At 53.0% G+C, this 24,579-nt stretch carries 35 protein-coding genes and 1 CRISPR repeat array; of the genes, 28 read left to right on the plus strand and 7 right to left on the minus strand.

Annotated elements, in window-relative coordinates; genetic code table 11:
- Nucleotides 1–193: 193 nt before the first annotated feature.
- The 16 genes from ACXJJW_RS02775 to ACXJJW_RS02850 all read left to right on the plus strand — a co-directional run bounded on the left by ACXJJW_RS02775 (nt 194) and on the right by ACXJJW_RS02850 (nt 8,340).
- The gene (locus ACXJJW_RS02775) at nt 194–496 is read left to right on the plus strand and encodes a UPF0175 family protein (RefSeq protein WP_456474200.1); all 303 of its coding nucleotides are present in this window, start codon (nt 194–196) and stop codon (nt 494–496) included.
- Between the two features lie 3 nt (nt 497–499).
- A complete protein-coding gene (locus ACXJJW_RS02780) occupies nt 500–985 on the plus strand; it encodes a PIN domain-containing protein (protein ID WP_456474201.1) in 486 nt (161 codons plus the stop codon).
- Between the two features lie 102 nt (nt 986–1,087).
- Nucleotides 1,088–1,672 (plus strand): 50S ribosomal protein L15e, encoded by a 585-nt coding sequence (locus ACXJJW_RS02785; RefSeq protein ID WP_456474202.1) that lies wholly within the window; start codon nt 1,088–1,090, stop codon nt 1,670–1,672.
- Nucleotides 1,672–2,091, plus strand: a complete 420-nt coding sequence (locus ACXJJW_RS02790) for an RNA-binding domain-containing protein (protein ID WP_456474203.1) — start codon at nt 1,672–1,674, stop codon at nt 2,089–2,091. The genes ACXJJW_RS02785 and ACXJJW_RS02790 overlap by 1 nt, the downstream gene beginning before the upstream one ends.
- Before the next feature lie 2 nt (nt 2,092–2,093).
- Nucleotides 2,094–2,753 carry an RNase P subunit p30 family protein gene (locus tag ACXJJW_RS02795; RefSeq protein WP_456474204.1) on the plus strand — a complete coding sequence of 220 codons (660 nt, stop codon included), beginning with the start codon at nt 2,094–2,096 and terminating at the stop codon, nt 2,751–2,753.
- Nucleotides 2,743–3,264 carry an Rpp14/Pop5 family protein gene (locus ACXJJW_RS02800; protein ID WP_456474205.1) on the plus strand — a complete coding sequence of 174 codons (522 nt, stop codon included), beginning with the start codon at nt 2,743–2,745 and terminating at the stop codon, nt 3,262–3,264. Before ACXJJW_RS02795 ends, ACXJJW_RS02800 begins: the two co-directional genes overlap by 11 nt.
- A 1-nt stretch (nt 3,265) precedes the next feature.
- Nucleotides 3,266–4,012 (plus strand): archaeal proteasome endopeptidase complex subunit alpha, encoded by a 747-nt coding sequence (psmA, locus tag ACXJJW_RS02805; RefSeq protein WP_456474206.1) that lies wholly within the window; start codon nt 3,266–3,268, stop codon nt 4,010–4,012.
- Between the two features lie 6 nt (nt 4,013–4,018).
- The gene (locus tag ACXJJW_RS02810) at nt 4,019–4,714 is read left to right on the plus strand and encodes a ribosome assembly factor SBDS (protein ID WP_456474207.1); all 696 of its coding nucleotides are present in this window, start codon (nt 4,019–4,021) and stop codon (nt 4,712–4,714) included.
- Between the two features lie 4 nt (nt 4,715–4,718).
- Nucleotides 4,719–5,402, plus strand: a complete 684-nt coding sequence (rrp4, locus tag ACXJJW_RS02815; RefSeq protein WP_456474208.1) for an exosome complex RNA-binding protein Rrp4 — start codon at nt 4,719–4,721, stop codon at nt 5,400–5,402.
- Complete coding sequence (gene rrp41, locus ACXJJW_RS02820; protein ID WP_456474209.1) at nt 5,389–6,114, plus strand: exosome complex exonuclease Rrp41; 726 nt, start codon at nt 5,389–5,391, stop codon at nt 6,112–6,114. Before rrp4 ends, rrp41 begins: the two co-directional genes overlap by 14 nt.
- On the plus strand, nt 6,111–6,908 hold the full coding sequence (gene rrp42, locus ACXJJW_RS02825; protein WP_456474210.1) for an exosome complex protein Rrp42: 798 nt from the start codon (nt 6,111–6,113) through the stop codon (nt 6,906–6,908). The genes rrp41 and rrp42 overlap by 4 nt, the downstream gene beginning before the upstream one ends.
- A 5-nt stretch (nt 6,909–6,913) precedes the next feature.
- Nucleotides 6,914–7,180 carry a 50S ribosomal protein L37ae gene (locus ACXJJW_RS02830; RefSeq protein ID WP_456474211.1) on the plus strand — a complete coding sequence of 89 codons (267 nt, stop codon included), beginning with the start codon at nt 6,914–6,916 and terminating at the stop codon, nt 7,178–7,180.
- A gap of 2 nt (nt 7,181–7,182) precedes the next feature.
- Nucleotides 7,183–7,314: a DNA-directed RNA polymerase subunit P gene (locus ACXJJW_RS02835; protein WP_456474212.1), complete on the plus strand. Its 132-nt coding sequence runs from the start codon at nt 7,183–7,185 to the stop codon at nt 7,312–7,314.
- Between the two features lie 2 nt (nt 7,315–7,316).
- A complete protein-coding gene (locus tag ACXJJW_RS02840; protein ID WP_456474213.1) occupies nt 7,317–7,751 on the plus strand; it encodes a hypothetical protein in 435 nt (144 codons plus the stop codon).
- A complete protein-coding gene (locus ACXJJW_RS02845) occupies nt 7,726–7,968 on the plus strand; it encodes a KEOPS complex subunit Pcc1 (RefSeq protein ID WP_456474214.1) in 243 nt (80 codons plus the stop codon). Before ACXJJW_RS02840 ends, ACXJJW_RS02845 begins: the two co-directional genes overlap by 26 nt.
- A 3-nt stretch (nt 7,969–7,971) precedes the next feature.
- Nucleotides 7,972–8,340 (plus strand): prefoldin subunit beta, encoded by a 369-nt coding sequence (locus ACXJJW_RS02850; protein WP_456474215.1) that lies wholly within the window; start codon nt 7,972–7,974, stop codon nt 8,338–8,340.
- On the opposite strand, the gene ACXJJW_RS02855 is transcribed toward ACXJJW_RS02850, so the two are convergent.
- On the minus strand, nt 8,337–8,486 hold the full coding sequence (locus ACXJJW_RS02855) for a hypothetical protein (RefSeq protein ID WP_456474216.1): 150 nt from the start codon (nt 8,484–8,486) through the stop codon (nt 8,337–8,339). The two genes, ACXJJW_RS02850 and ACXJJW_RS02855, sit on opposite strands and share 4 nt — an antisense overlap.
- Before the next feature lie 46 nt (nt 8,487–8,532).
- Complete coding sequence (locus tag ACXJJW_RS02860; protein ID WP_456474217.1) at nt 8,533–9,456, minus strand: DUF1152 domain-containing protein; 924 nt, start codon at nt 9,454–9,456, stop codon at nt 8,533–8,535.
- 43 nt (nt 9,457–9,499) lie between these two features.
- On the opposite strand from ACXJJW_RS02860, the gene twy1 reads away from it, so the two are divergent.
- Both twy1 and ACXJJW_RS02870 read left to right on the plus strand, forming a co-directional pair.
- Entirely contained in the window at nt 9,500–10,411 is a 912-nt protein-coding gene (twy1, locus tag ACXJJW_RS02865) for a 4-demethylwyosine synthase TYW1 (RefSeq protein WP_456474218.1), read from the plus strand.
- A 6-nt stretch (nt 10,412–10,417) separates the two neighbouring features.
- Nucleotides 10,418–11,014 (plus strand): hypothetical protein, encoded by a 597-nt coding sequence (locus tag ACXJJW_RS02870; protein ID WP_456474219.1) that lies wholly within the window; start codon nt 10,418–10,420, stop codon nt 11,012–11,014.
- On the opposite strand, the gene ACXJJW_RS02875 is transcribed toward ACXJJW_RS02870, so the two are convergent.
- The 4 genes from ACXJJW_RS02875 to ACXJJW_RS02890 are packed head-to-tail and all read right to left on the minus strand — an operon-like array spanning nt 11,015 to nt 15,305.
- Nucleotides 11,015–11,245 carry a hypothetical protein gene (locus ACXJJW_RS02875; RefSeq protein WP_456474220.1) on the minus strand — a complete coding sequence of 77 codons (231 nt, stop codon included), beginning with the start codon at nt 11,243–11,245 and terminating at the stop codon, nt 11,015–11,017. It lies immediately after the preceding gene.
- A gap of 9 nt (nt 11,246–11,254) precedes the next feature.
- Nucleotides 11,255–12,052, minus strand: coding sequence for a cell division ATPase MinD (gene minD, locus ACXJJW_RS02880; RefSeq protein ID WP_456474221.1), 798 nt, complete (start codon nt 12,050–12,052; stop codon nt 11,255–11,257).
- 36 nt (nt 12,053–12,088) lie between these two features.
- On the minus strand, nt 12,089–13,993 hold the full coding sequence (locus ACXJJW_RS02885; protein WP_456474222.1) for a HEAT repeat domain-containing protein: 1,905 nt from the start codon (nt 13,991–13,993) through the stop codon (nt 12,089–12,091).
- Between the two features lie 4 nt (nt 13,994–13,997).
- Nucleotides 13,998–15,305 (minus strand): HEAT repeat domain-containing protein, encoded by a 1,308-nt coding sequence (locus tag ACXJJW_RS02890; protein ID WP_456474223.1) that lies wholly within the window; start codon nt 15,303–15,305, stop codon nt 13,998–14,000.
- Between the two features lie 210 nt (nt 15,306–15,515).
- Between ACXJJW_RS02890 and ACXJJW_RS02895 the strand changes: the two genes are divergently transcribed.
- The gene (locus tag ACXJJW_RS02895; protein WP_456474224.1) at nt 15,516–18,827 is read left to right on the plus strand and encodes a coiled-coil domain-containing protein; all 3,312 of its coding nucleotides are present in this window, start codon (nt 15,516–15,518) and stop codon (nt 18,825–18,827) included.
- Here the strand turns inward: ACXJJW_RS02895 and ACXJJW_RS02900 are convergent, their stop codons facing one another.
- The gene (locus ACXJJW_RS02900; RefSeq protein WP_456474225.1) at nt 18,828–19,625 is read right to left on the minus strand and encodes a biotin transporter BioY; all 798 of its coding nucleotides are present in this window, start codon (nt 19,623–19,625) and stop codon (nt 18,828–18,830) included.
- Between the two features lie 142 nt (nt 19,626–19,767).
- Here ACXJJW_RS02900 and serA point away from each other — a divergent pair, with 142 nt between their 5' ends.
- From serA to ACXJJW_RS02945, 9 genes are all read left to right on the plus strand, one after another.
- Nucleotides 19,768–21,342 carry a phosphoglycerate dehydrogenase gene (gene serA, locus ACXJJW_RS02905; RefSeq protein ID WP_456474226.1) on the plus strand — a complete coding sequence of 525 codons (1,575 nt, stop codon included), beginning with the start codon at nt 19,768–19,770 and terminating at the stop codon, nt 21,340–21,342.
- 2 nt (nt 21,343–21,344) lie between these two features.
- A complete protein-coding gene (locus ACXJJW_RS02910) occupies nt 21,345–21,755 on the plus strand; it encodes a CBS domain-containing protein (RefSeq protein ID WP_456474227.1) in 411 nt (136 codons plus the stop codon).
- A gap of 6 nt (nt 21,756–21,761) precedes the next feature.
- Complete coding sequence (locus ACXJJW_RS02915) at nt 21,762–22,172, plus strand: CBS domain-containing protein (RefSeq protein ID WP_456474228.1); 411 nt, start codon at nt 21,762–21,764, stop codon at nt 22,170–22,172.
- A gap of 23 nt (nt 22,173–22,195) precedes the next feature.
- Nucleotides 22,196–22,468: a PRC-barrel domain-containing protein gene (locus tag ACXJJW_RS02920; protein ID WP_456474229.1), complete on the plus strand. Its 273-nt coding sequence runs from the start codon at nt 22,196–22,198 to the stop codon at nt 22,466–22,468.
- Between the two features lie 256 nt (nt 22,469–22,724).
- The gene (locus ACXJJW_RS02925) at nt 22,725–22,994 is read left to right on the plus strand and encodes a hypothetical protein (RefSeq protein WP_456474230.1); all 270 of its coding nucleotides are present in this window, start codon (nt 22,725–22,727) and stop codon (nt 22,992–22,994) included.
- Between the two features lie 5 nt (nt 22,995–22,999).
- Nucleotides 23,000–23,308: an AbrB/MazE/SpoVT family DNA-binding domain-containing protein gene (locus tag ACXJJW_RS02930; protein WP_456474231.1), complete on the plus strand. Its 309-nt coding sequence runs from the start codon at nt 23,000–23,002 to the stop codon at nt 23,306–23,308.
- A 136-nt stretch (nt 23,309–23,444) separates the two neighbouring features.
- A CRISPR array of direct repeats spans nt 23,445–23,800; the repeat unit is 29 nt; unit sequence TTTCAATCCTACAATAGTCTGATTCTAGC.
- Nucleotides 23,801–23,953: 153 nt separating this feature from the next.
- Nucleotides 23,954–24,118 (plus strand): hypothetical protein, encoded by a 165-nt coding sequence (locus tag ACXJJW_RS02935; protein WP_456474232.1) that lies wholly within the window; start codon nt 23,954–23,956, stop codon nt 24,116–24,118.
- A gap of 49 nt (nt 24,119–24,167) precedes the next feature.
- Nucleotides 24,168–24,386 (plus strand): type II toxin-antitoxin system HicB family antitoxin, encoded by a 219-nt coding sequence (locus ACXJJW_RS02940; RefSeq protein WP_456474233.1) that lies wholly within the window; start codon nt 24,168–24,170, stop codon nt 24,384–24,386.
- The coding region (locus ACXJJW_RS02945; RefSeq protein WP_456474234.1) for a type II toxin-antitoxin system HicA family toxin at nt 24,386–24,579 on the plus strand (194 nt) is incomplete at its 3' end. The genes ACXJJW_RS02940 and ACXJJW_RS02945, both read left to right, overlap by 1 nt.

Here is a 24,579-nt window from a genome sequence, read left to right on the forward strand (position 1 = left end):
CTTCTCTGCTGTCCACTCCTGTTGTCCACAAACTCCTGGGTTACTTTTGTAACTTACTGTGTATAGGAGGAAAGAAACTTAATCAGAATGTTTATAGAAAGATTGTATGGTTGCAGGTGTCAATCTCTACCTGCACCCTTTCTACCAAATGTTTGCATTTGTTAGCATTTGCAAATGCAGTGGGGTATAAAAGATGGGCACAATTGCAGTAAGAGTTGACAAAAATGTTGAAAAGTTCATATCAGATGTCATGAATAAGGAGGGTCTTGACAAGTCCACCACCATCAGAAAACTCCTGGATAAGGGTATCAAACAGTGGAGGCTCGAGAGGGCAATCGATGCATTAAGGTCCGGTAAAGTTACCATCTCCAAGGCGGCTGAAATAGCCGGGGTTTCCCTCTATGAAATGATTGATATAGTCAGGGAAAAGAAGATAGATTATATCCATATCTCAAAGGCTGACCTGGAAGAGGATGTTCATATACTGGAAGGGTAGCAGATGAAATTAGTGCTGGATGCGACTCCCCTTATATATCTGGTCAGGGCCGGATATTACAAATACTTCTCTCAGCTGGGTATAAAACTCCTCACAACAAAGGAGGTCATAAAGGAGCTGAAGCTCGACGAAGCATACCCGGAAAATCAAATAATAGCGAGACTAATTGAGGATGATGTCCTCGAGGTCCATAATCCAGAGAAGCCTCTTGAGATTATCCATGGAACTCATAAAGGAGAGGTAAGTGTTATTGCTCTTGCGATGGAGAAAAATGCCATCGCTGTAATGGATGACAGGATTGGCAGGCTTTACGCAAAGGGGCTCGGCATACACACTGCCCATTCAACCTTCCTCATATTTCTTGCCTTGAAAAAAGGGCTAATCTCCAAACAAAAAGCTAAAGAGCTTGTAGACCTGATGGTCGATGCCGGATGGCGGTGTGATATAGAGACCTACAAGAATGTGCTTAAGCTTATAGAAAGCATTTGACTGTGCGCCATACCCTTTACCTCTCAATAATCTTTATATACGATACCTCATCAGTTAGAGAGAGACTTAGCTTTTTATCATCTAATTCTGAAGGTGAAGAAAATGGGTGCATACAGCTACATAGCGCAGGCATGGAAGAGGCCCGAGGATAGTTATGTTGATGAACTCATGCGTCAACGCTTACCTGAGTGGCGTCGCAGTGGAAGTGTGGTGCGCGTACCCAAGCCTCTGCGCCTGGATCGCGCAAGGGCTCTCGGGTATAAGGCAAAGCAGGGCATAATAGTTGTCCGCGCAAGGATTCGCAAAGGCGGGCGCAAGAAGGAGCGCCCAAATGCCGGGCGAAGGCCGAAGCGCATGGGTGTGGTGAAGTTAACGCCCAAAAAGTCGCTGCGGTGGCTGGCGGAAGAGCGGGCACAGCGCAGATATCCCAACATGGAGGTGCTCAACTCCTACTGGGTGGGTAAGAACGGGAGATATGAGTACTTCGAGGTAATCATGGTGGACCCCCACCACCCGGCTATAAGAAGCGACAGGGAGCTTGGCTGGATAGCTGGGAAGGCCCATCGCGGGCGTGTTTTTCGGGGGCTTACAAGTGCAGGCAAGCGCTCCCGCGGGCTGAGGAACAAGGGCAAGGGTGCTGAGAAGCTCAGGCCCAGTGTGAGAGCCAGGCAGCGCAAAGGAAAGTGATGAGGGTACTGAGGGTTAAGGCGACATGCTTTGCCCATGCAACCGAAGAGGTTGAAAAGGTAAAGCAGGCACTCATCAACATCTTTCCCACAGAGGTGGAGGTGAGGCAGAGCCAGGCCAGGGGTCAGTTTGGCAACCCCATAATCATTCTGGAGGCTGAGGTGAAAAAGCAGCCAGAGATTCGCGCCTTTCTGAAGAGGCTCATTGAATCTCTGCCATCCGGCGATATTGAGAGGCTGCGCAGCGAGATTGAGCGGCGCTTCGAGGAGGGCAGGTTTTACATTCGCCTTGACAAGATGCATGCATACTCTGGCAGGCTGCGCCTGGGGCAGGGACTGCAGGTTGTACTCGTGGTTACCAGCTATCCCTACGATGAGGGCAGGATAAAGCAGGGTCTTAAAAAGCTGCTCGGGGGATGAGAATGTTTATTGACCTTCATGTCCACTCGCTGTGCTCCAGAGGTGTGGATTCACCCGCGCGGTTGCTGGAGGAGGCACGCATTTTAGGGGTAACCCCCGGGCTCTGCGACGGCGTTGCCCATGGCGATGCACTCTCCGGTGTGGAGATAGAGGCAGAGAACAAAAGGAAGCTGGCTGCAGCGATTCGCAGGAGCTGGCAGAAGTTCGACTACGTTGTGGTGCACGGCGGCAGAGCGGTGATTAACCGCGCCGCCGTCTCTGACCCGCGGGTTGACATCCTGGCCCATCCCTACCTTGGGAGGCGCGACTCTGGCATAGATGCTGTGGTTGCGAGGCAGGCGACGCAAAATCAGGTGGCCATCGAGATTGACCTCAGCACCATAATAGTGAGCAGAGGCATCGCCAGGGTGAGGCATCTTCAGAAGGTGCGCCGCATATTGCTCCTCAGCAGAAAGTACGGCTTTGATGTGGTGGTAACCTCCAGGGCAAAGAGCAGATATGAACTGCGGAGCACTAGAGAAGCGGAGGCGGTGCTTCTGAGCACAGGCTTCACCCCTGAGGAGGTAAGGCGCGCCCTTGAGGCGGTGCCAGGGAAGATACTTGAGAAGAAGAGGCTTGCCAGGAGTGAGATTGCCCAGGGGGTGAGGCGGGTTGAAGATTAAGGCTTTACCGCCTGCATTGAGGGAGAGGAAGCGCTACATTGCCTTCTGCGTCGAGAGCGACTGCTCCTTCAGCAGGAATGAGGTGGTCAAGGCGGTGGTAAACTCGGCGCTCGCCATGTTCGGCGAAGCCAGGGTGGCGGAGTTCAATTTATTTGTGCTCGATTTCGATGAGGCGAAGCAGGAGGGTTTTCTGGTGTGCTCCCATCGCAGTGTGAATGAGGTTATCGCTTCGCTGAGCCTGGTGGGGGAAATCTCAGGGAAGCGCGTCCACCTCCGCAGCCTCGGCACCAGTGGTACTGTGAAGGCGCTCAAAAGAAAGTTTTTAAATAGGAGGAGACACTTTATAAATTCAGAAAGGACAGTAAAGTTTAAGGGCAAAGAGTTTGTAGTTGTTAGGGAAAGCGGAGAAAGGGTTGATGCCCTGCCTCGTGATGAGGAGCTCATTGAGAGGTTAAAGCTTCAGAAGATGAGATTTATTGGGGTCACAAAAAGTGATTTAAGAGGTGAATAAGATGCAACCAATGCCGAGCATGGGTTATGACAGGGCCATCACCGTGTTCAGCCCTGATGGAAGGTTATTTCAGGTGGAGTATGCGAGGGAAGCAGTCAAGCGCGGGACAACCTCGCTGGGAATAAGGTATAGCGATGGTGTGCTTCTTGCTGTGGATAAGCGCATTACCTCCAAGCTTGTTGAAGCGAGGAGTATAGAGAAGATTTTTCAGGTTGATGATAACATAGCTGCCGCAACCTCAGGCTTGGTTGCGGATGCTCGCGTGCTTGTGGACAGAGCGAGGGTGGAATGCCAGGTGCACCGCATAACCTATGGCGAGCCGATAGATGTCGAGCTGCTCGCCAAGAAGATATGCGACTTCAAGCAGCTCTACACCCAGCACGGGGGCGTTAGGCCCTTTGGAATAGCGCTGCTCATCGCTGGTGTCAACGAGACCCCGAGGCTGTTTGAAACAGACCCCAGCGGTGCGCTGATTGAGTACAGGGCAACTGCAATAGGTGCCGGCAGGACCACGGCAATGGACATATTTGAGAGCGAGTATCGCGATGATTTGACGAAGGAAGATGCGATAGGTCTGGCACTTAAGGTCATGAACGAGGTAACTGACGGCAGAATGAGTGAGACCTCCATAGACATGGCGGTGGTTGAACTCTCCACAAAGGAGTTCAAGAAGTTTACACCCCAGGAGGTAAAGACTTACCTGGATAAGGTACCCAGGAAGAAGACAGAGAAGGAAGAAGAGGAGTGACCCCCATTGGTCAGCCTCGATGAGGCGGTGATAGCTCGCCTCGATGTGAAAGGCGAGCGCTTTGAGATTCTGGTTGACCCGGATCTCGCCCTTGAATTGAAGCAGGGTAAGGATGTGGACTTTGAGAGGCTCCTTGCAGTGGATACCATCTTTAAGGATGCGAGACGCGGGGACAAGGCTTCGGTGGAGCATGCGCTCAAGCTTCTGCAGGTAGATACCTTTGAGGAAGCGGTGCACAGGATTATAAGAAAGGGCGAGATTCAGCTCACCACGGAGCAGCGCAGGAAAATGCAGGAGCAGCGGCGCAAGCAAGTGGTCAACTACATAGCAAGGCATGCGATAAATCCGCAAACACGCACGCCTCATCCTGCGAAGCGCATTGAGAGGGCGATGGAAGAAGCAAGGGTGCACGTGGACATCCACAAGAGTGCAGAGGAGCAGGTGCCTGCAATAGTAAAGGCGCTTCGTCCCATCATTCCACTGAGATTTGAGGAGCGCAAGGTTGCTGTGAAGATACCTGCAAATTATGCTGCAAAAGCCTATCCGATTGTTATAAAATTCGGCAAGCCCGATAAGGAAGAGTGGTTAAAGGACGGCTCATGGGCGTTCGTTATAACGCTCCCGGCGGGAGCCGTGGATGAGCTCTTCCGTGAGCTAAATGCGCTTACAAAGGGCGATTTTGAGACGAGAATGCTGAGGTAGGAGCATGGAAAGAAAGCTTGTGATACCCGGAGAAGAGATTGCACAGGGTAAGGTGAAGCTGGGTGAAGGCGTTTACCGCGATGGTGATACGGTTTATTCCTCTGTTCTTGGTCTTCTGGACACAACCAAAGGCAGGGTAAGGGTCATCCCCCTCACGGGCAGGTACTTCCCGAAGGTGGGTGACTTTGTTATAGGCACAGTGGTGGGCACCATCTACGAGACCGCATGGGAGGTGGACATAAACTGTCCCTACTCTGCCACACTGAATGCCAGCGATTACTACCGCGAGGTTGACCCTTTTCGCACGCCCCTGTGCCAGGTGATGAGCCCCGGAGCGACGGTGTATGCGTATGTGCGTGAGGTGACGCCCAACAGGAGGATCTACATCACCCTCCGCCAGCGCGGCTGCCGTGTAATAAGGGGTGGACGTCTGGTTGAGATATCACCCGCGAAGGTTCCCAGGGTGATTGGAAGGAAGCGCTCCATGATATCCATGATAGTGAAGGAGACTGGCTGCAGAATGCTGGTGGGACAGAATGGTATAGTGTGGATAATGGGCAAGCCAGAGATCGCAGACCTGGTGGAGCGTCTGGTGAAAAAGATTGAAGCAGAGGCTCACACCTCAGGCTTAACCGACAGGATAAAAGAGACGATTGTCAAAGAGAGGGAAAAATATGAAGGTAGGTGAACCCGAAGAGTTTATTATAGACGGAAAGCGCCTAGACGGGAGGCGCGTTGATGAGCTTAGGCCGCTGAAGATTGAGGCAGGTGTGCTTAAGCGCGCAGATGGCTCGGCTTATGTTGAGTGGGGCGGAAATCGCGTACTCGCAGCATGCTACGGCCCCAGGGAGATTCATCCCCGCCATGAGGCAAATCCCCAGCGAGCAGTGCTTCGCACATTCTACAGCATGGCCCCATTCTCTGTTTATGAGCGCAAGCGTCCGGGTCCTGACAGGCGGAGCATGGAGATCTCGAAGGTTACCAGGCAGGCGCTGGAGAGCGTGGTATTTACCCATCTCTATCCGATGACTGCCATAGATGTGTTTATAGAGATTCTTCAGGCGCAGGCAGGCACCAGATGCGCTGGCATAACCGCTGCGAGCGTTGCTCTCGCAGATGCGGGCATACCAATGCGGGACCTTGTGCCGGCATGCGCCGCTGGCAAGGTGGGCGGACACATAGTGCTGGACCTCTTTGATATCGAGGACAACTACGGCGAGGCTGACCTGCCCGTAGCAATAGTGCCGCGCACAGGCGAGGTTAGCCTGCTTCAGATGGACGGCAATCTTACTCAGGAGGAGTTTGAGCAGGCATTTAAGCTGGCTGTGGAGGGCTGCATGCAGGTCTACGAGAAGCAGAAGGAAGCATTGATTACCCGATATGGAGGTGACAAGGAATGAAGCACGAGATTATCGCTGATGTTAAGAGGGATCACATTGTCAACCTTCTCAACAGCGGCAAGCGCGTTGATGGCAGGCCCTTTGATGAGTACCGCGAGCTCAGTGTTGAGGTTGGTGTAAGTGAGCGCGCCGAGGGCTCTGCTCTGGTCAAGCTGGGCAAGACCCAGGTCATGGTGGGAGTTAAGCTGACAGTGGGCGAACCCTTCTCGGATATGCCTGACTCAGGGGTACTGACCACCAATGCAGAGCTTGTGCCCCTGGCAAGCCCCAGCTTTGAGCGCGGGCCGCCGGATGAGGATACAGTTGAACTCGCCCGCGTGGTGGACCGTGCAATACGCGAGTCCCAGTGCATAGACATGGAGAAGCTGTGCATAAAGGAGGGCGAACTGGTCTGGATAGTGTTTATAGACCTTCACCCCATCGACTATGACGGCAACCTCTTCGATGCCTGCACCCTGGGAGCCATTGCCGCGCTGAAGAATGCAGTGTTTCCAAAGCTGGAGGAGAATGGAAGAATAGACTACAAGACAAAGACCGATGAAAAGCTGCCCATCAGGGACACCCCTGTGGAGGTGACCTTTGCGAAGATAGGCGGACACATAGTGCTGGACCCGTGCCTCGAGGAGGAAGAGGTGCTGGATGCAAGGCTTACGGTGGGCTGCAATGAGCGCGGTGAGATAGTGGCGATGCAGAAGGGTGGAGGCAGTGGCACATTCACCCAGGAGGAAATCCTTGACATCGTTAAGCGGGGAATAGAGAAGGCAGAGTTCCTCAGAAAGCACTTACCAGGGTGATTCTCATGGGAAGGACAAAAAAAATTGGCTCAGCGGGCAAATTTGGCACCCGTTATGGAATGCGTCTGAGAAGGAAGTGGGTTGAGATAGACAGGAAGCAGCGGCTTCGCCACATCTGCCCTGTGTGCCAGCGGCATGCCGTCAGACGCATAGCCTCCGGGATATGGAAATGCAGGAAGTGCGGTGCAAAGTTTACCGGAGGCGCGTATGTTCCACAGACGCCTGCGGCGCTCACTGTGGAGCGCGCTGTCAAGAAAGCCAGGGGTGAGTAAACATGTATCGCTGTGGCGGCTGCCAGCGCGAAGTGGAGCTGGCAAAGGACGACCCTGTGCGCTGTCCTTTCTGCGGCTACAAGATACTGTTCAAGATTCGCCCAGGCGTGGTCAAGCGGGTTAAATCTCGCTGAGGATGATACTTGTTACAACATCGCGCAAGCCCTCTCCGAGAACGAGAAGTTTCAGCAGGGATTTTGCCCGTGCTCTGGGTGCAGAGTATATGACGCGGGGTAAGGCAAACCTTGAGCATATCTTCTCCCTCGTTCCCGGCGACAGGGATCGCCTTGTCCTGATCAAGGAGAAGCGGGGAAACCCCTCGCTTATTGAGGTCTACCGTGGGAGAACCAGGGTGCTTGCCCTGAAGCTCAGCAGGGCGATGCTCACACGGGAGATCAAGCACAGCTACGGCTACTCCGCCGAAGGTGAGCTTGCCACAGGGCTTGCCCGCGCCCTGGGTGTGGAGGCCGGCGCAGTGCTGCAGCAGGGCACATCACTGATGCTGCGGAATGGGCCTGAGTTCAGGGTTGAGAAGGTGATTGAGGGTGATTGCAGGAAAGGCGAGGATTGAGATAAACTTTGATAGCGAGGCCGACGCCGGCGTAGTCTACGCTGCGGTGCTTCCGGAGGTGAACGCATCGCCCTCCGACCGTGCAAGGGCAACCTTTAAAAGAGAGGGCAGCAAGATAATACTCGATGTTAGCGCCAGGGACGGCGCTTCCCTGAGAGCCTCGCTTTCATCTTTCATGCGCTGGCTTAAGCTGGCTATTCAGTTAACTGGAGGTTGAGAAATGGAACAATTGCCACCACAACTACAGCAAAGGCTTGCCCAGTTTCAGCAGCTTCAGCAGCAGGCTGAGGCGATAACCACGCAGAGACTGCAGGTTGAGCTTCAGCTCAAGGAGGTTACCCGCGCCTTGGAAGAGGTTGAGAAGCTCGACGAGGATGCCGAGATTTACAGAAGTGTGGGCAACCTGCTCATAAAGAGCGAGAAGGGCAAGGTGGAGACTGAGCTCAAGGAGAGGAAGGAGACGCTGGAGCTCAGGATAAATACGCTGAAGCGCCAGGAGGAAAAGGTGACCTCCCGCCTCAAAGAGCTTCAGACGAAAATTCAGGACGCAATACGCGCCCGCGCTTCGCGCACCGGAGGCGCTGGCTAGTCCTCAAGGGTTTCAACAGTAACCCTTACTTTTTTTCCGCTCAACCCGTCGAAGAGGTTGTAGACCAGGCGCACCTTTCCTTCCTCGTCCCTCAGCGCAGGCTGATCCTCGCTCCTCGTGAGTATGCCCACAAGATCGCGCTTCATGGTAATTAGAGGGTTGCTGCTTTGTATTAAATTTTGCGTTTTTCTGCTACTCCTCAGAGCCACCCTCCTCAAAGTAGAGCTCCGTAAGGTAGCCGTGGTTTCTGAGAATCCTGTCCGCCTCTCTGAGAGAGCGGGTGTGCGCTATAAGCTGGGCTATCCTGCTGAATTCGAACACCTGCCCTGAGGAGAAGTAGAAGGTTACAAGGGCACAGGGTGTGAGATAAACGCTGCGCGACTCCTTTCTTATCTTATAAGCTCCATACTTCCCCTTCCCTGCCTCAATCACCAGCCTGCTCGCCTCTGTGGCAGTTGCCGAGGCGATCTTTTCCATAATCTCAAGGTCCTGCTTTGTGGCACCCCGTGCACCGAGAAATGCGCCATTCCCTATCAGCGTCGCCACATTGCGATTGAGCTCTTCGAGGGTGAGCTCGCCGTCGCTGCCGTAGCCTATCACCCCGAGAATACTCGGTACTGGAAGCTTCGCAAGGGCAGAGAGCATTATACCGTCTGCGAGGGGACTACGAACACCCTGTTCATCCCCCTTTGCCAGGGAGTCGCCACCCACGTCTATGCCCACCACCATACCTATGTCCAGCTTCTCAACAGCGCAGCGAAGTGCTTCGCTCGTGCCCAGGGCGCCGCCGTTTATGTCCAGAAGCAGCACCTCCTCACCCAGCACCTCCGAGGCGACGCTCTCTGTGAAGGGTGTGCCATACTTTGTTTTTGTTCTGGGGCTGGCGAGCGCCACGCCCTCACAGAGCTTTGAGCAGTTCTCCAGCTCCTCTATACGTCTTGGCCCCGGCTTCGGGTCGACGACGTGACGCTCCCATGTCAAGCCGCCCAGTACAACTTCAATCCCCAGGAAGGAGAGGTACCTGGCCGTTGGGATGCAGCCTATTATGTCGCCTCCCCCTCCAATTCCTATCACCAGTGCCCTCCTGGTCTTTGCCGCTATCTCCTCGAAGCTCATGATATCGCATTATGCCAAGACGTTAACCTTAAGTATAAAAACCATGCTGACACCCGAGGTAAGGGAAATTCTGGAGAAGCAGAGCTACCGCATAGTTGGCAGACACTCGGCGGTGAAGGTGTGCCACTGGACCAGGGAGCGTCTGCTCAGGAAGCGCTCCTGCTACAAGGCCAGGTTCTATGGTATTGAATCGCACCGCTGCCTGCAGATGACGCCCAGTGTTGCGTGGTGCCAGCACTCCTGTCTGTTCTGCTGGCGCCCTGTGGAGCACACCCTCGGCGCTGAGATGCAGGGCGAGGCCGATGAGCCAGAGCTTATAGTGGAGGAGGCGCTCAAGGCCCAGCGCACCCTGCTGAGTGGCTACTGGGGTGAGAAGGAGCGGGTTACAAGGCAGGAGATGGAGGAAGCCTACTCTCCAAAGCATGTGGCAATCTCACTCGCTGGCGAACCAACAAACTACCCGCGCATCGCAGAGCTGATTGAAGCATTTCATCGCCGCGGAATGACAACCTTCCTTGTGACCAACGGCATGAACCCGGAGCGAATAGCAGAGGTTCGCCCCACTAGCCTGTACATCTCCCTTATCGCCCACAACGAGAAGCTATACCGCAGGATAAATGTGCCCAGGGTTAAAGATGGATGGCAGCGGTTGATGCGCAGCCTTGAGGTGTTCTCCCAGAGCAGGAGCCGCAGGGTAGTGCGCATAACCCTTGTGCGCGGTTACAATCTGGAGGCACCGGAAGCCTTTGCCCCCCTCATTGAAAGGGCAGACCCGGACTTTATTGAGGCCAAGGGCTATGTGCATGTGGGCTACTCACGGCGCCGCCTCACCCGGGAGCACATGCCCAGCTATGAGGAGGTGGGTGAATTTGCCGGAGCCCTCGCCGAGGCTACAGGCTATACCATAGCCGACTCTTCCAGGGACAGCAAAGTTTTTCTTATTAAAAGGGGATAAAGCTGCATGAGTCTAGAGGAGATAATGTCAGATATAAAGAAGGAGCTCGACACCAAGGATGCCCGCCGGGAGGAGGTCTTCAGCTTTGGGCGCGAGATAAGGCGACTCGCCACGCGTGCCCTGCGGGAGCTGCACCGCAATCAGTATCCCCTTGCAGAGGAGCTGCTTCAGGAAGCAGAGAGGCTGATTTCCAGGCTTACTGTGGACGACTTCAGGTTTGGTCTGCTTCAGGAGGCTGTGCAGGAGTATGTGGAGGCAAGGCTTACGCTGTGCATTCTGCGCGGAGAGGATATACCCTCGCACCACGAACTCCGTGTGCCCCCAGAATGGTACCTCCTCGGCCTGGGGGATGTGGTGGGCGAGCTCAGGAGGCGGATTTTAGACCTGCTGCGGGAGGACAGGCTGGAGGAGATAGAGCGCCTCCTGGATATTATGGATGAGATAACCCACGAGCTGAATTCGCTCGTATACCCCAACGCCATAGTGGCGATAAAGCGCAAGCAGGACGTTGCCAGGATGATAATGGAGCGCACCCTGGGCGAGGTCACTGTTGCTGTAAAGGAGAGTGAACTCCGCAGGAAGCTTGAGGAGCTGGAGCAGTGACTATCTCTTCGGGTTGATTGGAGGTACCTCTACGTCGCTGTGAAGCTCACTCAGACGCTTCAGGCGTGAGGTTATCTGCTGTATCTCATCCTCAGACAGTGTGATGCCAGTGTTCGTCCTCCTTATCTGGAGGCGGAGGCTTCTGACCAGGAGGGCGAGAACTATGTTCAGCACCATGCTAAGTCCGAGCAGGATGTACAGAATTTTAAGTGATGTGTAGACATCCACCATATGTACCACTCAGGATGCGCTTTTCTGTTTTAGTCTAAGCCCCCCAAGCAGCTTCTGCAGTATGCCCCTCCTCTTTTCCTGGGTCGGGGGCGGTATGTAGTCCTCACCCAGAAGTTCGGCTGCCAGCCTGTTGACAGCAACCGCTGCCTGCGATGTGGGGGAGCTTATAACCAGAGGCACACCTATTGCCGCGGCCTTTTTAACCTCGGCGTCTTCCGGTACCACTGCAAGAATCTTCGTGTCAAGCACAGTACTGACATGCTGTGCCGTCAGGTCAAACTCGTCGCCAGTTGCCCTGTTGAGTATGGCGCCGAGTATATTTGTACCGCACCTCTCGGCCACCTTCTTTGTTTTAAGTGCATCTGAGAGGGAGGATATCTCCGGGGTGACCACAAGTATGAGGTTCTCTGCCATGGACAGGGCGATGCAGGCCTCCTTCCCCAGTCCTGCAGGGGCGTCGATAATCAGAATTTCTGTACTCTCCACAAGCCTGCCCATAACCTCTGCGAGCCTCTCGGGGTTGACCCTCCTCAGCTTGCTCAGGCTTATGCCTGCCGGTATGACCTTTACTCCCCCCGGCCCTTCGTATACAGCCTCTTCAATACGGCAGTCTCCAGCAAGCACATCCTGCAGGGTTATACTCCTTCCCTCCATGCCGAGGACAAGCTCCAGATTTGCCATTGCTATGTCCGCATCGAGAATTGTGACATCCTGTCCCCTCTTGCCAAGAGCCACGCCAAGGTTGGCACTTATGGTTGTTTTGCCTGTACCTCCTTTGCCCGCGGCTATTGTTATGGACGTGCCCACTCGAATACCTCCGGTAGAGGTTTACACGCCCCGGGCTTATATAGCTTTTTCTTGGGACATATTTCCAGAATCGGGGTCTGAAACGCTGAAACCAAGATTTTGAAGCGCTTCTACAGCGCAATTTCGTACCCACTCACTCTTATCATTGAGTGCCTTCCTGAGCGCCTCTACTGCGCGCGCATCCTCAATCTTGCCCAGCGCAGAGGCGGCGACGGTGCGCACCATCTCATCCTCATCCTCCAGCGCATTTATGAGGGGCTCAATCACACATTCATCGGTGATTCCATCCAGAGCTGAGACTGCACAGTACCTTATTGTGCTTTCCTCATCCCCCAGTGCCTTAATGAGCGGTTCTATGGCGCCTTTGCCGCCATTCTTCCACAGCGCAGAGGCAGCGATGCGCCTAACGTAGGCATCGCGGTCATGCAGGCACTGCGTCATCATCTCAAGTATTCTGTTATCTCTGTAGCCAGAAATCGCCAGGAGTATGTCCCTGCGCACAAATTCATCCCCTTCGCTATAGAAGCTTGCCATCAGAGGCTCTATCGCTCGCGTGTCACCGATGCTTCCCAGGGCTCTTGCTACACTGGCTCTTACTGTGCTATCCCTATCGCTCAGACTTGCTATCAGCGGCTCTATTGCTCGCGTGTCGCCGATGCTTCCCAGGGCCCTTGCTGCACTGGCTCTTACTGCGCTATCCCTATCGCTCAGGCTGGCGATGAGCGGTTTTACGGCCTTTATGCTTTTCAGAGTACCCAGCGCCTTTGCAGCGCTTGCCCTTACACGGCTGTCTTCATCAAAGAGGGCGTTGACCACAGGTCCCACCGCCCTTTCGTCGCCTATCTTTGCCAGCGCAGATGCGGCGACACTCCTCACACGGGCATCTCCCTCTCTCAGGGCATCGATGAGGGGGTCAAGTGCCTGGAGTTCGTCCTCAGAATCCTCCAGCATGGAGCGCACTAGAGATTCGATATCCTTATCTGTAGGGTCGCGAATGTTGAGCCTCTCCATCAGCTCTTCCCTGCTTAACTCTCCATCCTTTTCTTCTTTTACCATATCGCCGCGAAGCTGCTCAGAGAGCACTTTAGGCAGGAAGATGGTTGGCAGGCCGCTGGCATCCACGCCTCTAAATACAACGCCGAGACTTACAAGCTTGCATATCGCGGCATCCACATCCCCGCCAATCAGTTTTTTAAATTCACCGTAGGAGCCCTTCCCGGGTCCGGATAGGAGGGCACATAAATCACGGGTAGCATCGTCGCTCCTGAGCAGTTTGCCTGCTTTGCCCACCTTTGCCCGTAGGATAAAGAGCTGCTGCAGCATAGCTCTGTATTCAGGGGCTATCTCATACTCGCCATTATGCACATTCACAAAATCAAGCTTCTCTACTGTGCTGAAGCTGGCTTCGAAGTTTTCCTCAAACTCCAGGAGGAAAACAGAGAGGCCGACAATTTTCAGCAGCTCTTTCTTCAATGGGACCTCACTGAATGCCAGCATCTCCAGCAGTCCTAGCGTCGCCGGGGGCAGGATATCCAGAAGCTCCTTTACCCTGGAGATTTCACTGCGGAGATTTTCGCTGGTTATAAGTTCAGGGTTTGCGGTAAGTGTGGAGTAGAGTTCCTCGTAGGTGTACTCCTCTATGGATTCAATAATCAGACTGGGGTCAAGGATGTTCCTAAGAGCTCTTTCCCCGAAGGCATTGTAGAGCCCCAGCCTTGAAGAGGCCGCCACCCCTGCGAGTTCGCCATGCAGATAGAGGAGGTAGAGATTTTCAATCCTCGACTTGGCCCTTACCATTCCTGTGAATTTTGACTTCTCAATGAACCTTTTCAGGTCCTTCATGGTTTTGAAGTACCCTTCGAGCCTTCTGCCTGCTGGGAATGAAACCTCCTTTCTTTCCTTCTCGTCCTCTTGCAGCAGTTTATCCAGCCAGTCGTACATTTTTTTATCCTGTCTTTATCCTGTCGAGAGCCTCAGCAGCGCAGTGTCTCACCCAGGTGTCCTCATCGTGCAGTGCTTCAATCAGATGGGGCACAGCCTCTTTCATGCCCAGCTTGCCCAGCGCAGAGGCGGCAACGGTGCGCACCATGCTGTCCTCGTCCCTGAGGGCCTTTACCAGTGAGGAAAAGGCGCTCGGGTGGGGATGGTTGTCAAAGTAGGATACCGCCGAGTATCGCACCATACTATCCTCGTCCTGGAGTTTCCTTATCAGCGGCTCCACAACCTGCTCGTCGCCGATCTTCATCAGCGCAGAAATTGTCAGCCTTCTCACGTAGGTGTCGCTGTCGTCAAGCATCTCAGTGAGGTGCCCCACCACATCCCTGCTTCCAATCTTCCAGAGGGCAGAAACCGCAAACCTGCGGGTGTGCACATCTTTACTCTTCAGGGCCTTCACCAAGGGCCCAATCTGCTCATTGCGAAAGGCCTCGAGAAGCGCTTTATTGGTCTCAAGTTTATCAGAGCCCAGCTCTTCTCTTGTGAGTGCAGTGCGTTTTGCAATCTCAACCCGAAGCTCATCCATCAGCTCGAGAATCTCTTCGGGCATGTGGTAGAGTATCTCTCCATCTCTGTCAACAGTTCTGAATATCAGTCCCTTTTCAACGAGCTTCAGAAGTGCAGCCCTCCTTTCTGCACCAAGCCTCACAAATTTGTGTTCTGCAAGCATCCCGCGCCTGCACCGGAGCAGTTCAACAGCACCAATGGCATCGCCGTTCAGGCTTTCTATTATCTCATCTCTGTCAGGAAGATTGCGAAGCAGGTGGTCTCTGAGCTGCCGCTGCACCTCCCTGCGGACCACCGCATACCCATTTTCAATGCGGAGGACCCCCTGCCCCCTGAGTTTCTGAACCTCCGCCTCTGCCCTGTGGTAATCTATACCAAGCCAGCGGGATGCCCTCTTCAGCGCCTTCAGGTTGACCCCGCTGTCCGCAAAGGCGAAAAGCTCCAGCAGCACTCTGTGAGGGTACTCCTCCATGTCGACAGATGCCTGAAGCGGGAGATTCTGCCTCTTCTTCAGCTCATAAATCTCCCTTTCAAGGCGGTTGCATTCCTCGTTCAGCCCCCTGAGCGCCTTAACGTACCACAGCTCGCGCTTGCGGAGAGTTGCCACCTCCTCTTTTAATTTCCTGAGCTGTGAAACCTCCTTCTCAAGTCTTGTGCATTCAAGATGAAGTGCCTTTATAGCCTTGAGGTACGTCTTTTCCAGCTCCCTGAGCCGGACCACTTCATCTTTTAGAGCCTCCAAGGGGACCATCTCTTTCCAGTTTCTTTAGTTTATCATCTATATGCTTGACGATATAAAACTTTTTCCTGTAACAGTCACAAAATTTGAGATTCTATTTAATTAACTTTCAAAAATAACATTTTCATCACCAGAATTCCATCTATGCACTGACCTATCTGCACCTCTCCATGCGTAAGACTTTTAAAAAATGGATGATAGATTCAAATGAGTGTGATTTAAATGAAGATAGATGAGCTTCTTGACGTGCTCCGGGGGGAGTGGTATTCAATCCATGAGGATGTGAAGTCCCTCTCGTCCTTTGAGAGGCCTGCGGACGAAGAGTTCACGAACAGGTTGAGGAGAATAGAGGAGCGCTCACGCTCGCTTCGCAGCCCTCTTCTGGAGCTGATCAAGCTTATGCATGAGAATTTCCCGGAGGAGCGTGATTTTGTTAAGAATAGCGGCACTGGTGCCTCTGAGATGCTGGATAATTTCTGCGAGCTGACGTCAAAAATCCGCAAAAATCTCTCTGCGGTGATAGAGGGTGGGAAGGAGTTTGAGGCGCTTGAGGAGGCGCTGCCCGGGCTGGAGGGGGAGGCTGAGGAGATTGAGCTTAGACTGAAGAGCTGTGAGGGTGCTTATGCCGATAGAGCCAGGGAGTACGAACGCAGAAGGGAGGAGCTGGAGGATGAGTTTTCCACCCGCATCTCCAGGTTGAGACAGGCTTTTATCAGGGAAATTGCCCCCTATGCAGAGGATGTGGACATAAAGCTCGCAGATAAGCCGGTTACCCCGGAGAGTCTTTTTGAAGAATTTGCAAGGGCAGGGGCAGGTGCTCTGGAGATATCTCCAAAGAAGGGATTTGTTGGAAAGATAACCGGTAAGAAGGGTATAGGAGAGCTTAAGGCAAGAATAGAGCTGCTTGAGCTTAAGCTGAACCACTTCTCATCTGAATACCGGGAAATTAAAAAGGAAAGACGGAAAAGGGAGGAGGAGCTTCTGGGAGAGTTTTCAGACCTCCCGCCCATGAAGGAAGAGTATGAGCACCTCAGGAAGCGGAGAGAGGAGACTGGGAAGAAGCTTGCAGAGCTCAGGAAACGGAGGCAGGAGATAGCCTCCCTGCTTGCGAAAAATGAAGATGTGCTCGATGAGAGGGGCACATTGATTATCAGGGACACAATCCTTGAAAACTATGAGAGGGTTCATGAGAATTTGAAGCCCTTTCTGGATTTCTCAGCGGAGAAGATTGAGAAGTGGGAATTCCGCGGTGATGACCTTGAGAAGAGGGAGATGCGCTCACTTCTCCGCGAACATGTGCAAAAGGTTGATGCCCTGAGCGAAGAGAAGAAGAAGCTTGAGCGGGAGGTGGAGGAGTTAACTGAAAGGCTTCGCGCCTCACAGTTTAAGGTAGAGGAGCAGAGCGCCAGGGTTTCTGAGCTTGCAGAGAACCTTAGGGCTGTGGAGGAAGAACTGGCCAGCGTGAAGGAGAAGCACAGAGAGCTGATGCAGAAATACAGAAAACTTGAGAATGAGAATGACATGGCAAGAGCTGAGATTGAAAAACTTACTAAGATTAAAAAAGATAAGGAATTGCTGGAAAAAGAAAAGAATGCCCTTGACAAGATTAAGATAGACAACGAAACAAAAATAAAAGAACTTAACGAAAAAATAAACGAATATTTAAGCAGGATAAAGCTCCTCGAGGGATTTGAGAAGGAAAACGAGGAGCTTAAGGCAGAGCTCTCTTCGGCAAGGAACAGGGTGGAGAAGCTGGATGTGGAGGTAGCCGGGCTGAGGGACAGGCTTACCACAGCTCTCGCCGAAAAAACAGCCCTTGAGAAAGAGCTTTCAACACTGAGGGAGGAGCTCGGCAGGGCGATGGAGGAACTGAGGGAGAGGGAAGGTGAAGTCTCCCGGCTCAGGCGCGATTCAGAGGCCAAACAGGAGCTTGAGATTCAGGTGGAGAAGCTCAATTCAGAGAAGGCGACGCTTGAGAAGGAGCTTGCAGATATAAAAGCCGAGAAAAAAGAGCTTGCTGCCCGGGTCAAACTCCTGGAGAAATTTGAGGGCGAGGCGAAGGCGGCAGGGGGTGAGCTTCTCGCTGCCAGGGACAGGATAACCTCTCTGGAGGATGCCCAGAAAGCTCTTGAAGCCCGGCTCTCTGAGCTTGAAGCGAGTAGAGATAAGCTGGAGGATGAGCTTAAGAGCACCAGGGATGAGCTGAGTGCGCGCCGAGAGGAGCTCAAAGTAACCCGGAAGGAGAGGGACGAGCTTGAGAGGCTCAGGGATGAGCTTGAAAAGAAAATGCAGAAGCTGGTCTCAAGGATAAAGCTTCTGGAAAACTTTGAGAAGGAAAATCATGAGCTAAGGCAGAAGCTGGCGGCTGAGGAAAGCAGGACGGGTAAGCTGGAGGCCAGGCTCAGTGCCGCAAAGGAGGAGGTGAGCAGCCTCACCGCCGAGAGGGATAAAAGGCTGAAAGAGCTTGAGGAGCTAAGACAGAGGGCAAAGGCGCTGCTGAAAGAGAACTCACGGATGGAGAGAGAAATCAACCGCATGGTTCCAAAGCTGCATGAACTTGAGGTTCTCAGGGGGGAGCATGAGAAGCTGAAGGAGAAGCTTGAGGAACAGGAGGCGGTGCTTTCCGAATACCGTGGGAAGCTCGAAAGCCTGACTCAGGAGAAGGAGGAGCTGAAAAAGCTTGCTGAGGGGTACCACTCCCTCAAGGAGGAGGTGGACTCCAAAACCCGGGCGCTGAATGAACTCAAGACGAGACTGCAGAGCCTTGTGGAGTATGAGGAGAGGTGCAGGAGCCTTGAGAAGGAGAACATGCTCCTGTACGGCAGGATGGACAGCACCGTCAGGGACCTGAAGGAGAAGGAGCTTGAGATTGAGAAGCAGCGCAGGGAGATCGGAAGGTTGCGTGCCGAGAGGGAGAAGTTTGAGACCGAGGTTATGCGCCTCAAAGAGAAGCTGCTCCAGGAGGCCATGGCAGTTGAGAGGGAACTTGAAGAACTGGAGGAGGAGATTTCAGCCCTGCTCGGAAAAGCGGCCAGGGATGTGAATGCCTGCCTCAGGAGGTACAGCGGGAAGAAGGTTGGGACTGCGATTGAGAGCACATCGCTGGCCATAAAGAAGCTCTACACCCTCGGCGCGAGCGTCGACGGGATTGAGGCGGAGGTTGAGAGGTGCATCGCCTTCCTCAGGGTTGCAGTGGAATACCTGGAGGATGCAAGGCTTGGTGTGGGCGCAGCTCCCGGAATTCCGGAGGGCAGGGAGGCGAGGACTGAGTTTCTATCCCAGGCGGGCAGGCTCATCAAAAATGCGACCGCCTCGGCACAGAAGATTTTCAGCCAGATGGAGGCGCGTGCGTACAAGAGCGCAAAGCAGCTTGAGCGCAGATACCTCGCAGCACAGGAGGAGAAGCAGAAGCTTGAGGCCGAGGTTAGAGAGCTCAGAAATCTGCTTGAGGAAAAGGACAGGGAGATAAAGAAAAAGGAAGAGCTGCTGGAGAGGTACATTGAAAGTAAAACCTCCGCCCTGAGGCGGAGTTAGCTATTTCCTAGCAAGGTAGACGGCGCTTCCGGCGCATAGAAGCACAGCCGTGGAGTAGGCTACCGAGTACCACAGCAGCTCTGCCACGGTGGCGCTCTTTATTCCAGCGAGCTTCATCCAGAAGAGCGCCAGGAAGAAGGCAGCCGCCACCGCTGCGATAGAGCTGAGGTATAGCCTCACACTGCGAATCTTCTGGTCGGCGTCTCTCTCACGGGCATAGCTACCCCGTGGCAATAGCACCGTGGAGACCCCCACTGCTATCAGCGCCTTGAAGATATCGCCCGGGATGAAGGGAAGCACACCCTTGGCAAGGGCTTCGCCCGCGCTAAGACCGGCGACGTGGGCGAGCTGCACACTCCCAAGGGCATAGATTATCCCGACGCCTGAGAACATGAGCCCAATCTGAGATGCAGCGCTTCTTGAACTCAGGTAGGTATCTGTGAAGTATCCTATGAGGTATGAGGCTGCGATGAACCCGAGGATGTAGCCGCCTGTTGCGCCCAAAAGCACCTCGATTCCGGCACTCCCGCCGGCGAACCAGGGTATACCCATCGCGCCAAGTGCGGCGTAGAGCGCCATGCTCAGTGCCCCATAGCTTCTGCCCAGCACCACCCCGCTCAGGAGCACAAAGAATACCTGCGCAGTCACCGGCACGGGGGTGAAGGGGAGGTAGAGCTTTGCCTGCGCTCCAATGCCCGTGAGCCCAGCGAAGGCGAGGGCAAGAGCAAGCTTGTGGTAGATCTCGGCCTCGTACCGCCACCTGAAGAAGTTGAGTCGTGCATTCTCATCTATGAACATGCTTCACCACCTTCGTTAACCCTGTTCAATCCAGTGGTTAACAATGTCGCATGTTGCATATAAATTTTTTCTCTGTCCTCAGAGAATGTTTTAAATATCACCGTCCCCTATTATAGGAAAATATCGAGGCAGGAGGTTCTGCATGAAGGTACTGGTGAGCGACCATCTCCATGAGGCAGGGATAGAGCTACTTCGTCAGCACGCTGAGGTTGAGGTTGCGACGGGGCTGAGCAGGGAAGAGCTTATTGAGAAGATTCGCGATAAGGATGCGCTTCTTGTGAGGAGCGCCACGAAGGTTACCCGGGATGTTATCGAGGCTGCCGAGAACCTCAAAGTTATAGGCAGGGCTGGCGTCGGTGTGGACAACATCGACATTAAGGCGGCGACGGAGCGCGGCATAATAGTGGTCAACGCTCCAGAGGCATCGTCAATAACCGTGGCGGAGCACACTCTGGGCCTGATGCTTGCGCTTGCGCGCCGGATACCTCAGGCTAATGCAAGTCTTAAGGCAGGAAAGTGGGAGAAGAAGAAGTTTCTGGGTATTGAGCTTCGCGGAAAAACCCTCGGGGTAATTGGAATGGGGAGGATAGGTTCTCAGGTGGTTAAGAAGGCAAAGGCCTTTGAGATGCACTGCCTGGCCTATGACCCCTACATTTCAAAGAAGCTCGCCCGTGAGATCGGGGTGGAGATCGTCGAACTTGACGAGCTCTTTGCAAGGAGCGATTTTATTACCATCCATGTGCCCCTGACAGAGCAGACGAGGCACCTGATAAATGCCGAGGCGATAGCGAAGATGAAGGATGGGGCGTACATAATCAACGCAGCTCGTGGCGGTGTAGTTGACGAGGCAGCGCTCTACGATGCGCTGCGCTCAGGCAAGCTCGCCGGCTCTGCCCTGGACGTGTTCGAGAAAGAACCACCCTTTGACAGCCCCCTCCTGAAGCTGGAGAACTGCATAGTAACACCCCATCTGGGCGCCTCGACGGAGGAAGCGCAGCGCTATGCATCGCTCATAGCCTGCGAGGAGGTGCTCAAGGTGCTGCGCGGCGAGCCCCCCCGCAATGTGGTGAATATGCCCCGGCTTCCGCCGGAAGTGCTGGAAAAGCTCAGGGACCACATCACCCTTGCAGAAACCCTTGGCAACTTCGCCATTCAGCTTGTTTACGGGAGGATAAGAGATGTGGAGATAACCTTCTGCGGCGTACTTGCCGAGGAGGAGAATCAGGATGTACTTGTAAGTGCAGCGCTGAAGGGCCTTCTCTCGCCGATACTCACGGAGGGCATCAACCTTCTCAATGCACCTGTTGTGGCGAAAAACCGCGATATACGCATAACCCAGGCAAGGCGAGAGGACGCAGAGAAGTATGATAGCCTGATAATCCTCAGGGTGAAGACAGAGGATGGCGAGACAATGGTTAAGGGCTCGAGCATCGGGGGCGAGGTGAGAATCACGGGCATAGAGGAGTATGCCATTGAACTCACCCCAAGCGGTAAGATGCTGGTGGTTAAGCATGAGGATAAACCCGGGATGATAGGCAGAGTTGCCACACTGCTGGGTGAGAGGCAGATAAACATAGGCGCAATGCAGGTTGGCAGACGTGAGAAGGGTGAGACACAGCTCATGGTGCTTAATGTTGACCAGCCGGTTGACAAGAGCGTTGTGGACGAAATCGCTGCAATACCCGGTGTTTACGGCGTAAGACAGATTGAGGTGTAATCATGGCGAAAGTTAGGGAGTACATGACACGGGGCGTCTACACGGTGGATGTCAATTCCTGCCTCAGAGATGTTGTTAATGTTATGGCGAAGTACAGAATTTCCGGCGTTGCGGTGGTGACCGAGGAGGGTGATACTGTGGGTGTAATCTCGGACAGCGATGTGGTTGATGCCTTCCTTCAGGGCAAGAATTTTGAGACAGGGGTACGTGAGGTTATGATGCCTTTTACACTGCAGATAGAGGAGGAGGCAAGCATGGAGGAGGCGGCGCGGATAATGGAGCACGAGAGGGTGCACCGCCTCTTTGTTGTGAAGGAGGAGAAGCCAGAGCATGCGACCCTCTCAAAGCCCTACCTGCAGCGCCCCGCCGGAATAATAACCTCCTCAGATATTGTGAGGTACATTGCGGAGTGAGCCGATATGCTGAATGATAAGGTTTCAGAGTTCCTGAGGAAGTCCCTGATCACTGTTGAGGTGGGTATGAGCATGCGCGACGCTGCCAGGATTATGCGCAATGAGGGCATCTCCGGCATGCTGGTGGTGGACAGCAGTGCCAAGCCTGTGGGGGTGGTTTCTGATACTGACATGCTGCGCGCCCTGAGCAGGGGGACGAGCAAGGAGGCAAATGTTGAAGAGATAATGAGCACCAGCTTTTTCGGGATAGACCCAGAGGCGACGCTTCACGAGGCAGCTAAGTTGATGAGGGAGAACAGGGTGAGCAGACTATTTGTGGTTAAGGGTGCAAAAGGCAGAACTGAGCTGACGCAGATGCCCGAGGGGATAATCACCCTCAGCGATATAATCACTGCCCTTGCAAGGGCTAAGCTTTAAGTAGCGCCCGGTGGAATTAAAAGATGGAGGGCAGAAAAATGGGCAAAATCGCAGGGAGAGATCTGGTTGGTAGGAATGTGGTGAGCGACCGAGGCACTGTAATAGGCAGGCTTTCTGATATCAGCATAGAGACCGTCGCGGGTAAGGTGATGATGCTCATAGTCAAGCCCGGGAAGGATATCGACCCGAAGTACTTCAGGTTGAATGAGCGCGGCGAAATCCTCATCCCATTTACGGCGGTAAAGGCGGTGAAGGACGTGCTCATTATCAATGAGGGCGGCATCCCGAGAGCTTGAGTTGGTGTGGCTGCTTTTTGGTTATTATCCCAGCAGGATGCTTGCAGGGGGAGCAGGTTAGATTATCCAGCTGTGCCTTCAGCGTAGATTATTTTAATCTCAAAAGACTTTGATTATTTTTCGATTTCCTTCTTCAGGGAATATTTTCTTTTAACACCTCCAATAGTCTCTGATTCAGCAGTTGTATATTGCTGACATTGCAGTTTTCCCATTCATTTTACATATGTTAAAAGCATATGTATAGTGGAGATGCAACATGCACTTAAAGTGGCGAGGGCTTCCTGTTATTCCCAGCAGAACGGCCTTGGAGGAGATGTACAGGGAGGACCTTTTGATACATGATGTGGTTGAAATACTTGAAAACGGGTACGACTGCGCAAGAAGCAGGAGGAAAAGAGACGTTATTGAGAGATGTGTGGACAGAAAGTCTAAAACCTTGAAGGCGGTGGTAGCGAAGTCCTACAATTACGACATGGAGAGTGAGGTGTGGGTTATAACCCACGTGGGTAGGTTCACGAAGAGGTGATAGGTATGGAAGGTATGAAGTGCGTGAGATGTGGAGGCGTGGCAAAGAAGGCAAAGTTGCGCTTCCAGGGACATGAGATAGACGGCTGGAGATGCGACTGCGGCGAGGAGTACTTCGACCCCGAACAGGCTGAGCGTATCCTGATGCTGAACAGGCTCAAAGACGAGAGCTTCGAGGTAACTCTGGGCAAGAGTAGAAGCAACCTGATAATAAGAATTCCGGCCAAGGTGCAGGCAGCCCTTGGTTTAGAGCCAGGTAAGAAGGTTACGCTGAAGGTCGAGGACATAAAGAGGCTGAAGGTGATCCTGCCTTAGAGGAATCTGCTTTGTTTGTGGAGTCTATGAATCAATCTATATAACTAACCCGCTGAGTTGAATATCAGCACTTCCCTCCTTATGAATGCCCCTTTTTATTTCAGATTTATATTTGCAGAACATTTTCTTAACGTTTTTGGCATACTACAATAGTCTGATTCTAGCCTTATGAGAAGCATAGACATGTGAGTCTTGTAATCTCTTTCAATCCTACAATAGCCTGATTCTAGCATCCTCACCACACAATCAAGGCACAAGTATCAGCTTATTTCAATCCTACAATAGTCTGATTTTAGCAATTCAAGGAATTCAAAAATCGGAGCTCTCAAAGACTTTCAATCCTACAATAGTCTGATTTTAGCACACCAGGAGTTCTCACAGTAACAGGAGCAGACTTCTTTCAATCCTACAATAGTCTGATTCTAGCGCGATTATGGAGATATTCCAGCGCTACATAAGAAAGTTTCAATCCTACAATAGTCTGATTCTAGCATTCTTACGCAAATAATTAACCCACCCATATTTAATAAGAAGGATTAAGAAGTCACATATTCATAATTTCATGCGAGATATATCAGTGGGTGCTGGAGTTATTTCAAAGGAAACACTTGAGCGTGCCGATATAAACCCGTGCGGCTTTCCCTCATGGCGGTGTATATCGCAGGCCCAATCCCAAAGTGCTCTGGCATAGGTATCGCGAGCTGGCGCATCATGCTAAGTGAGGTGGCAGCAAAGGAGGAATTGGTGCAGGAGATTAAATGGCTGGTGTATAAGGAGATAATCGCGGAGCTGAAAGGGAACAAACAATAGTGGCTTCTTCCCATTTCATGTGAAATTGTTAAAATTGGGGTTAATGGATATGAAGTTCAAAGTAGTCATAGAGGAGGATAAAGAGGTCGGGGGCTACGTGGTTAGCTGCCCTGCCCTGCCGGGGTGCCACTCCCAGGGCGATACCATAGAGGAGGCGTTGGAGAACATCAAGGAGGCTATACAGGTTTGCCTGGAATCGCTGGCGGAGGATGTGGTAAAGGAGGCTGCTTCTAAGCCTCACTCTAAGGTTGTTGAAGTTGTGGTTTAATGCCAAAGCTGCCGGTAATCTCTGGAAAGAAAGCCGTTAAAGCCTTTTCCAAGGCAGGGTGGTATCCACACAGGCAGGTGGGCAGCCACCTAGTCATGAGAAAGGAGGGCTCCAGGGTTACGCTTTCCATCCCTCTCCATAAAGAGTTAAAGCCGGGGTTGTTAAGAAAGCTTATAAAGGATGCCGGGCTGAC

The organism is Candidatus Pyrohabitans sp., assembly GCF_054014795.1.

Coding starts and splice junctions, on each gene's coding strand:
- ACXJJW_RS02775 (WP_456474200.1), top strand. CDS start 194: ATGGGCACAATTGCAGTAAGAGTTGACAAAAATGTTGAAAAGTTCATA.
- ACXJJW_RS02780 (WP_456474201.1), top strand. CDS start 500: ATGAAATTAGTGCTGGATGCGACTCCCCTTATATATCTGGTCAGGGCC.
- ACXJJW_RS02785 (WP_456474202.1), top strand. CDS start 1,088: ATGGGTGCATACAGCTACATAGCGCAGGCATGGAAGAGGCCCGAGGAT.
- ACXJJW_RS02790 (WP_456474203.1), top strand. CDS start 1,672: ATGAGGGTACTGAGGGTTAAGGCGACATGCTTTGCCCATGCAACCGAA.
- ACXJJW_RS02795 (WP_456474204.1), top strand. CDS start 2,094: ATGTTTATTGACCTTCATGTCCACTCGCTGTGCTCCAGAGGTGTGGAT.
- psmA (WP_456474206.1), top strand. CDS start 3,266: ATGCAACCAATGCCGAGCATGGGTTATGACAGGGCCATCACCGTGTTC.
- rrp4 (WP_456474208.1), top strand. CDS start 4,719: ATGGAAAGAAAGCTTGTGATACCCGGAGAAGAGATTGCACAGGGTAAG.
- rrp41 (WP_456474209.1), top strand. CDS start 5,389: ATGAAGGTAGGTGAACCCGAAGAGTTTATTATAGACGGAAAGCGCCTA.
- rrp42 (WP_456474210.1), top strand. CDS start 6,111: ATGAAGCACGAGATTATCGCTGATGTTAAGAGGGATCACATTGTCAAC.
- ACXJJW_RS02830 (WP_456474211.1), top strand. CDS start 6,914: ATGGGAAGGACAAAAAAAATTGGCTCAGCGGGCAAATTTGGCACCCGT.
- ACXJJW_RS02835 (WP_456474212.1), top strand. CDS start 7,183: ATGTATCGCTGTGGCGGCTGCCAGCGCGAAGTGGAGCTGGCAAAGGAC.
- ACXJJW_RS02840 (WP_456474213.1), top strand. CDS start 7,317: ATGATACTTGTTACAACATCGCGCAAGCCCTCTCCGAGAACGAGAAGT.
- ACXJJW_RS02850 (WP_456474215.1), top strand. CDS start 7,972: ATGGAACAATTGCCACCACAACTACAGCAAAGGCTTGCCCAGTTTCAG.
- ACXJJW_RS02855 (WP_456474216.1), bottom strand. CDS start 8,486: ATGAAGCGCGATCTTGTGGGCATACTCACGAGGAGCGAGGATCAGCCT.
- ACXJJW_RS02860 (WP_456474217.1), bottom strand. CDS start 9,456: ATGAGCTTCGAGGAGATAGCGGCAAAGACCAGGAGGGCACTGGTGATA.
- twy1 (WP_456474218.1), top strand. CDS start 9,500: ATGCTGACACCCGAGGTAAGGGAAATTCTGGAGAAGCAGAGCTACCGC.
- ACXJJW_RS02870 (WP_456474219.1), top strand. CDS start 10,418: ATGAGTCTAGAGGAGATAATGTCAGATATAAAGAAGGAGCTCGACACC.
- ACXJJW_RS02875 (WP_456474220.1), bottom strand. CDS start 11,245: ATGGTGGATGTCTACACATCACTTAAAATTCTGTACATCCTGCTCGGA.
- ACXJJW_RS02885 (WP_456474222.1), bottom strand. CDS start 13,993: ATGTACGACTGGCTGGATAAACTGCTGCAAGAGGACGAGAAGGAAAGA.
- ACXJJW_RS02890 (WP_456474223.1), bottom strand. CDS start 15,305: ATGGTCCCCTTGGAGGCTCTAAAAGATGAAGTGGTCCGGCTCAGGGAG.
- ACXJJW_RS02895 (WP_456474224.1), top strand. CDS start 15,516: ATGAAGATAGATGAGCTTCTTGACGTGCTCCGGGGGGAGTGGTATTCA.
- ACXJJW_RS02900 (WP_456474225.1), bottom strand. CDS start 19,625: ATGTTCATAGATGAGAATGCACGACTCAACTTCTTCAGGTGGCGGTAC.
- serA (WP_456474226.1), top strand. CDS start 19,768: ATGAAGGTACTGGTGAGCGACCATCTCCATGAGGCAGGGATAGAGCTA.
- ACXJJW_RS02910 (WP_456474227.1), top strand. CDS start 21,345: ATGGCGAAAGTTAGGGAGTACATGACACGGGGCGTCTACACGGTGGAT.
- ACXJJW_RS02915 (WP_456474228.1), top strand. CDS start 21,762: ATGCTGAATGATAAGGTTTCAGAGTTCCTGAGGAAGTCCCTGATCACT.
- ACXJJW_RS02920 (WP_456474229.1), top strand. CDS start 22,196: ATGGAGGGCAGAAAAATGGGCAAAATCGCAGGGAGAGATCTGGTTGGT.
- ACXJJW_RS02925 (WP_456474230.1), top strand. CDS start 22,725: ATGCACTTAAAGTGGCGAGGGCTTCCTGTTATTCCCAGCAGAACGGCC.
- ACXJJW_RS02930 (WP_456474231.1), top strand. CDS start 23,000: ATGGAAGGTATGAAGTGCGTGAGATGTGGAGGCGTGGCAAAGAAGGCA.
- ACXJJW_RS02935 (WP_456474232.1), top strand. CDS start 23,954: ATGGCGGTGTATATCGCAGGCCCAATCCCAAAGTGCTCTGGCATAGGT.
- ACXJJW_RS02940 (WP_456474233.1), top strand. CDS start 24,168: ATGAAGTTCAAAGTAGTCATAGAGGAGGATAAAGAGGTCGGGGGCTAC.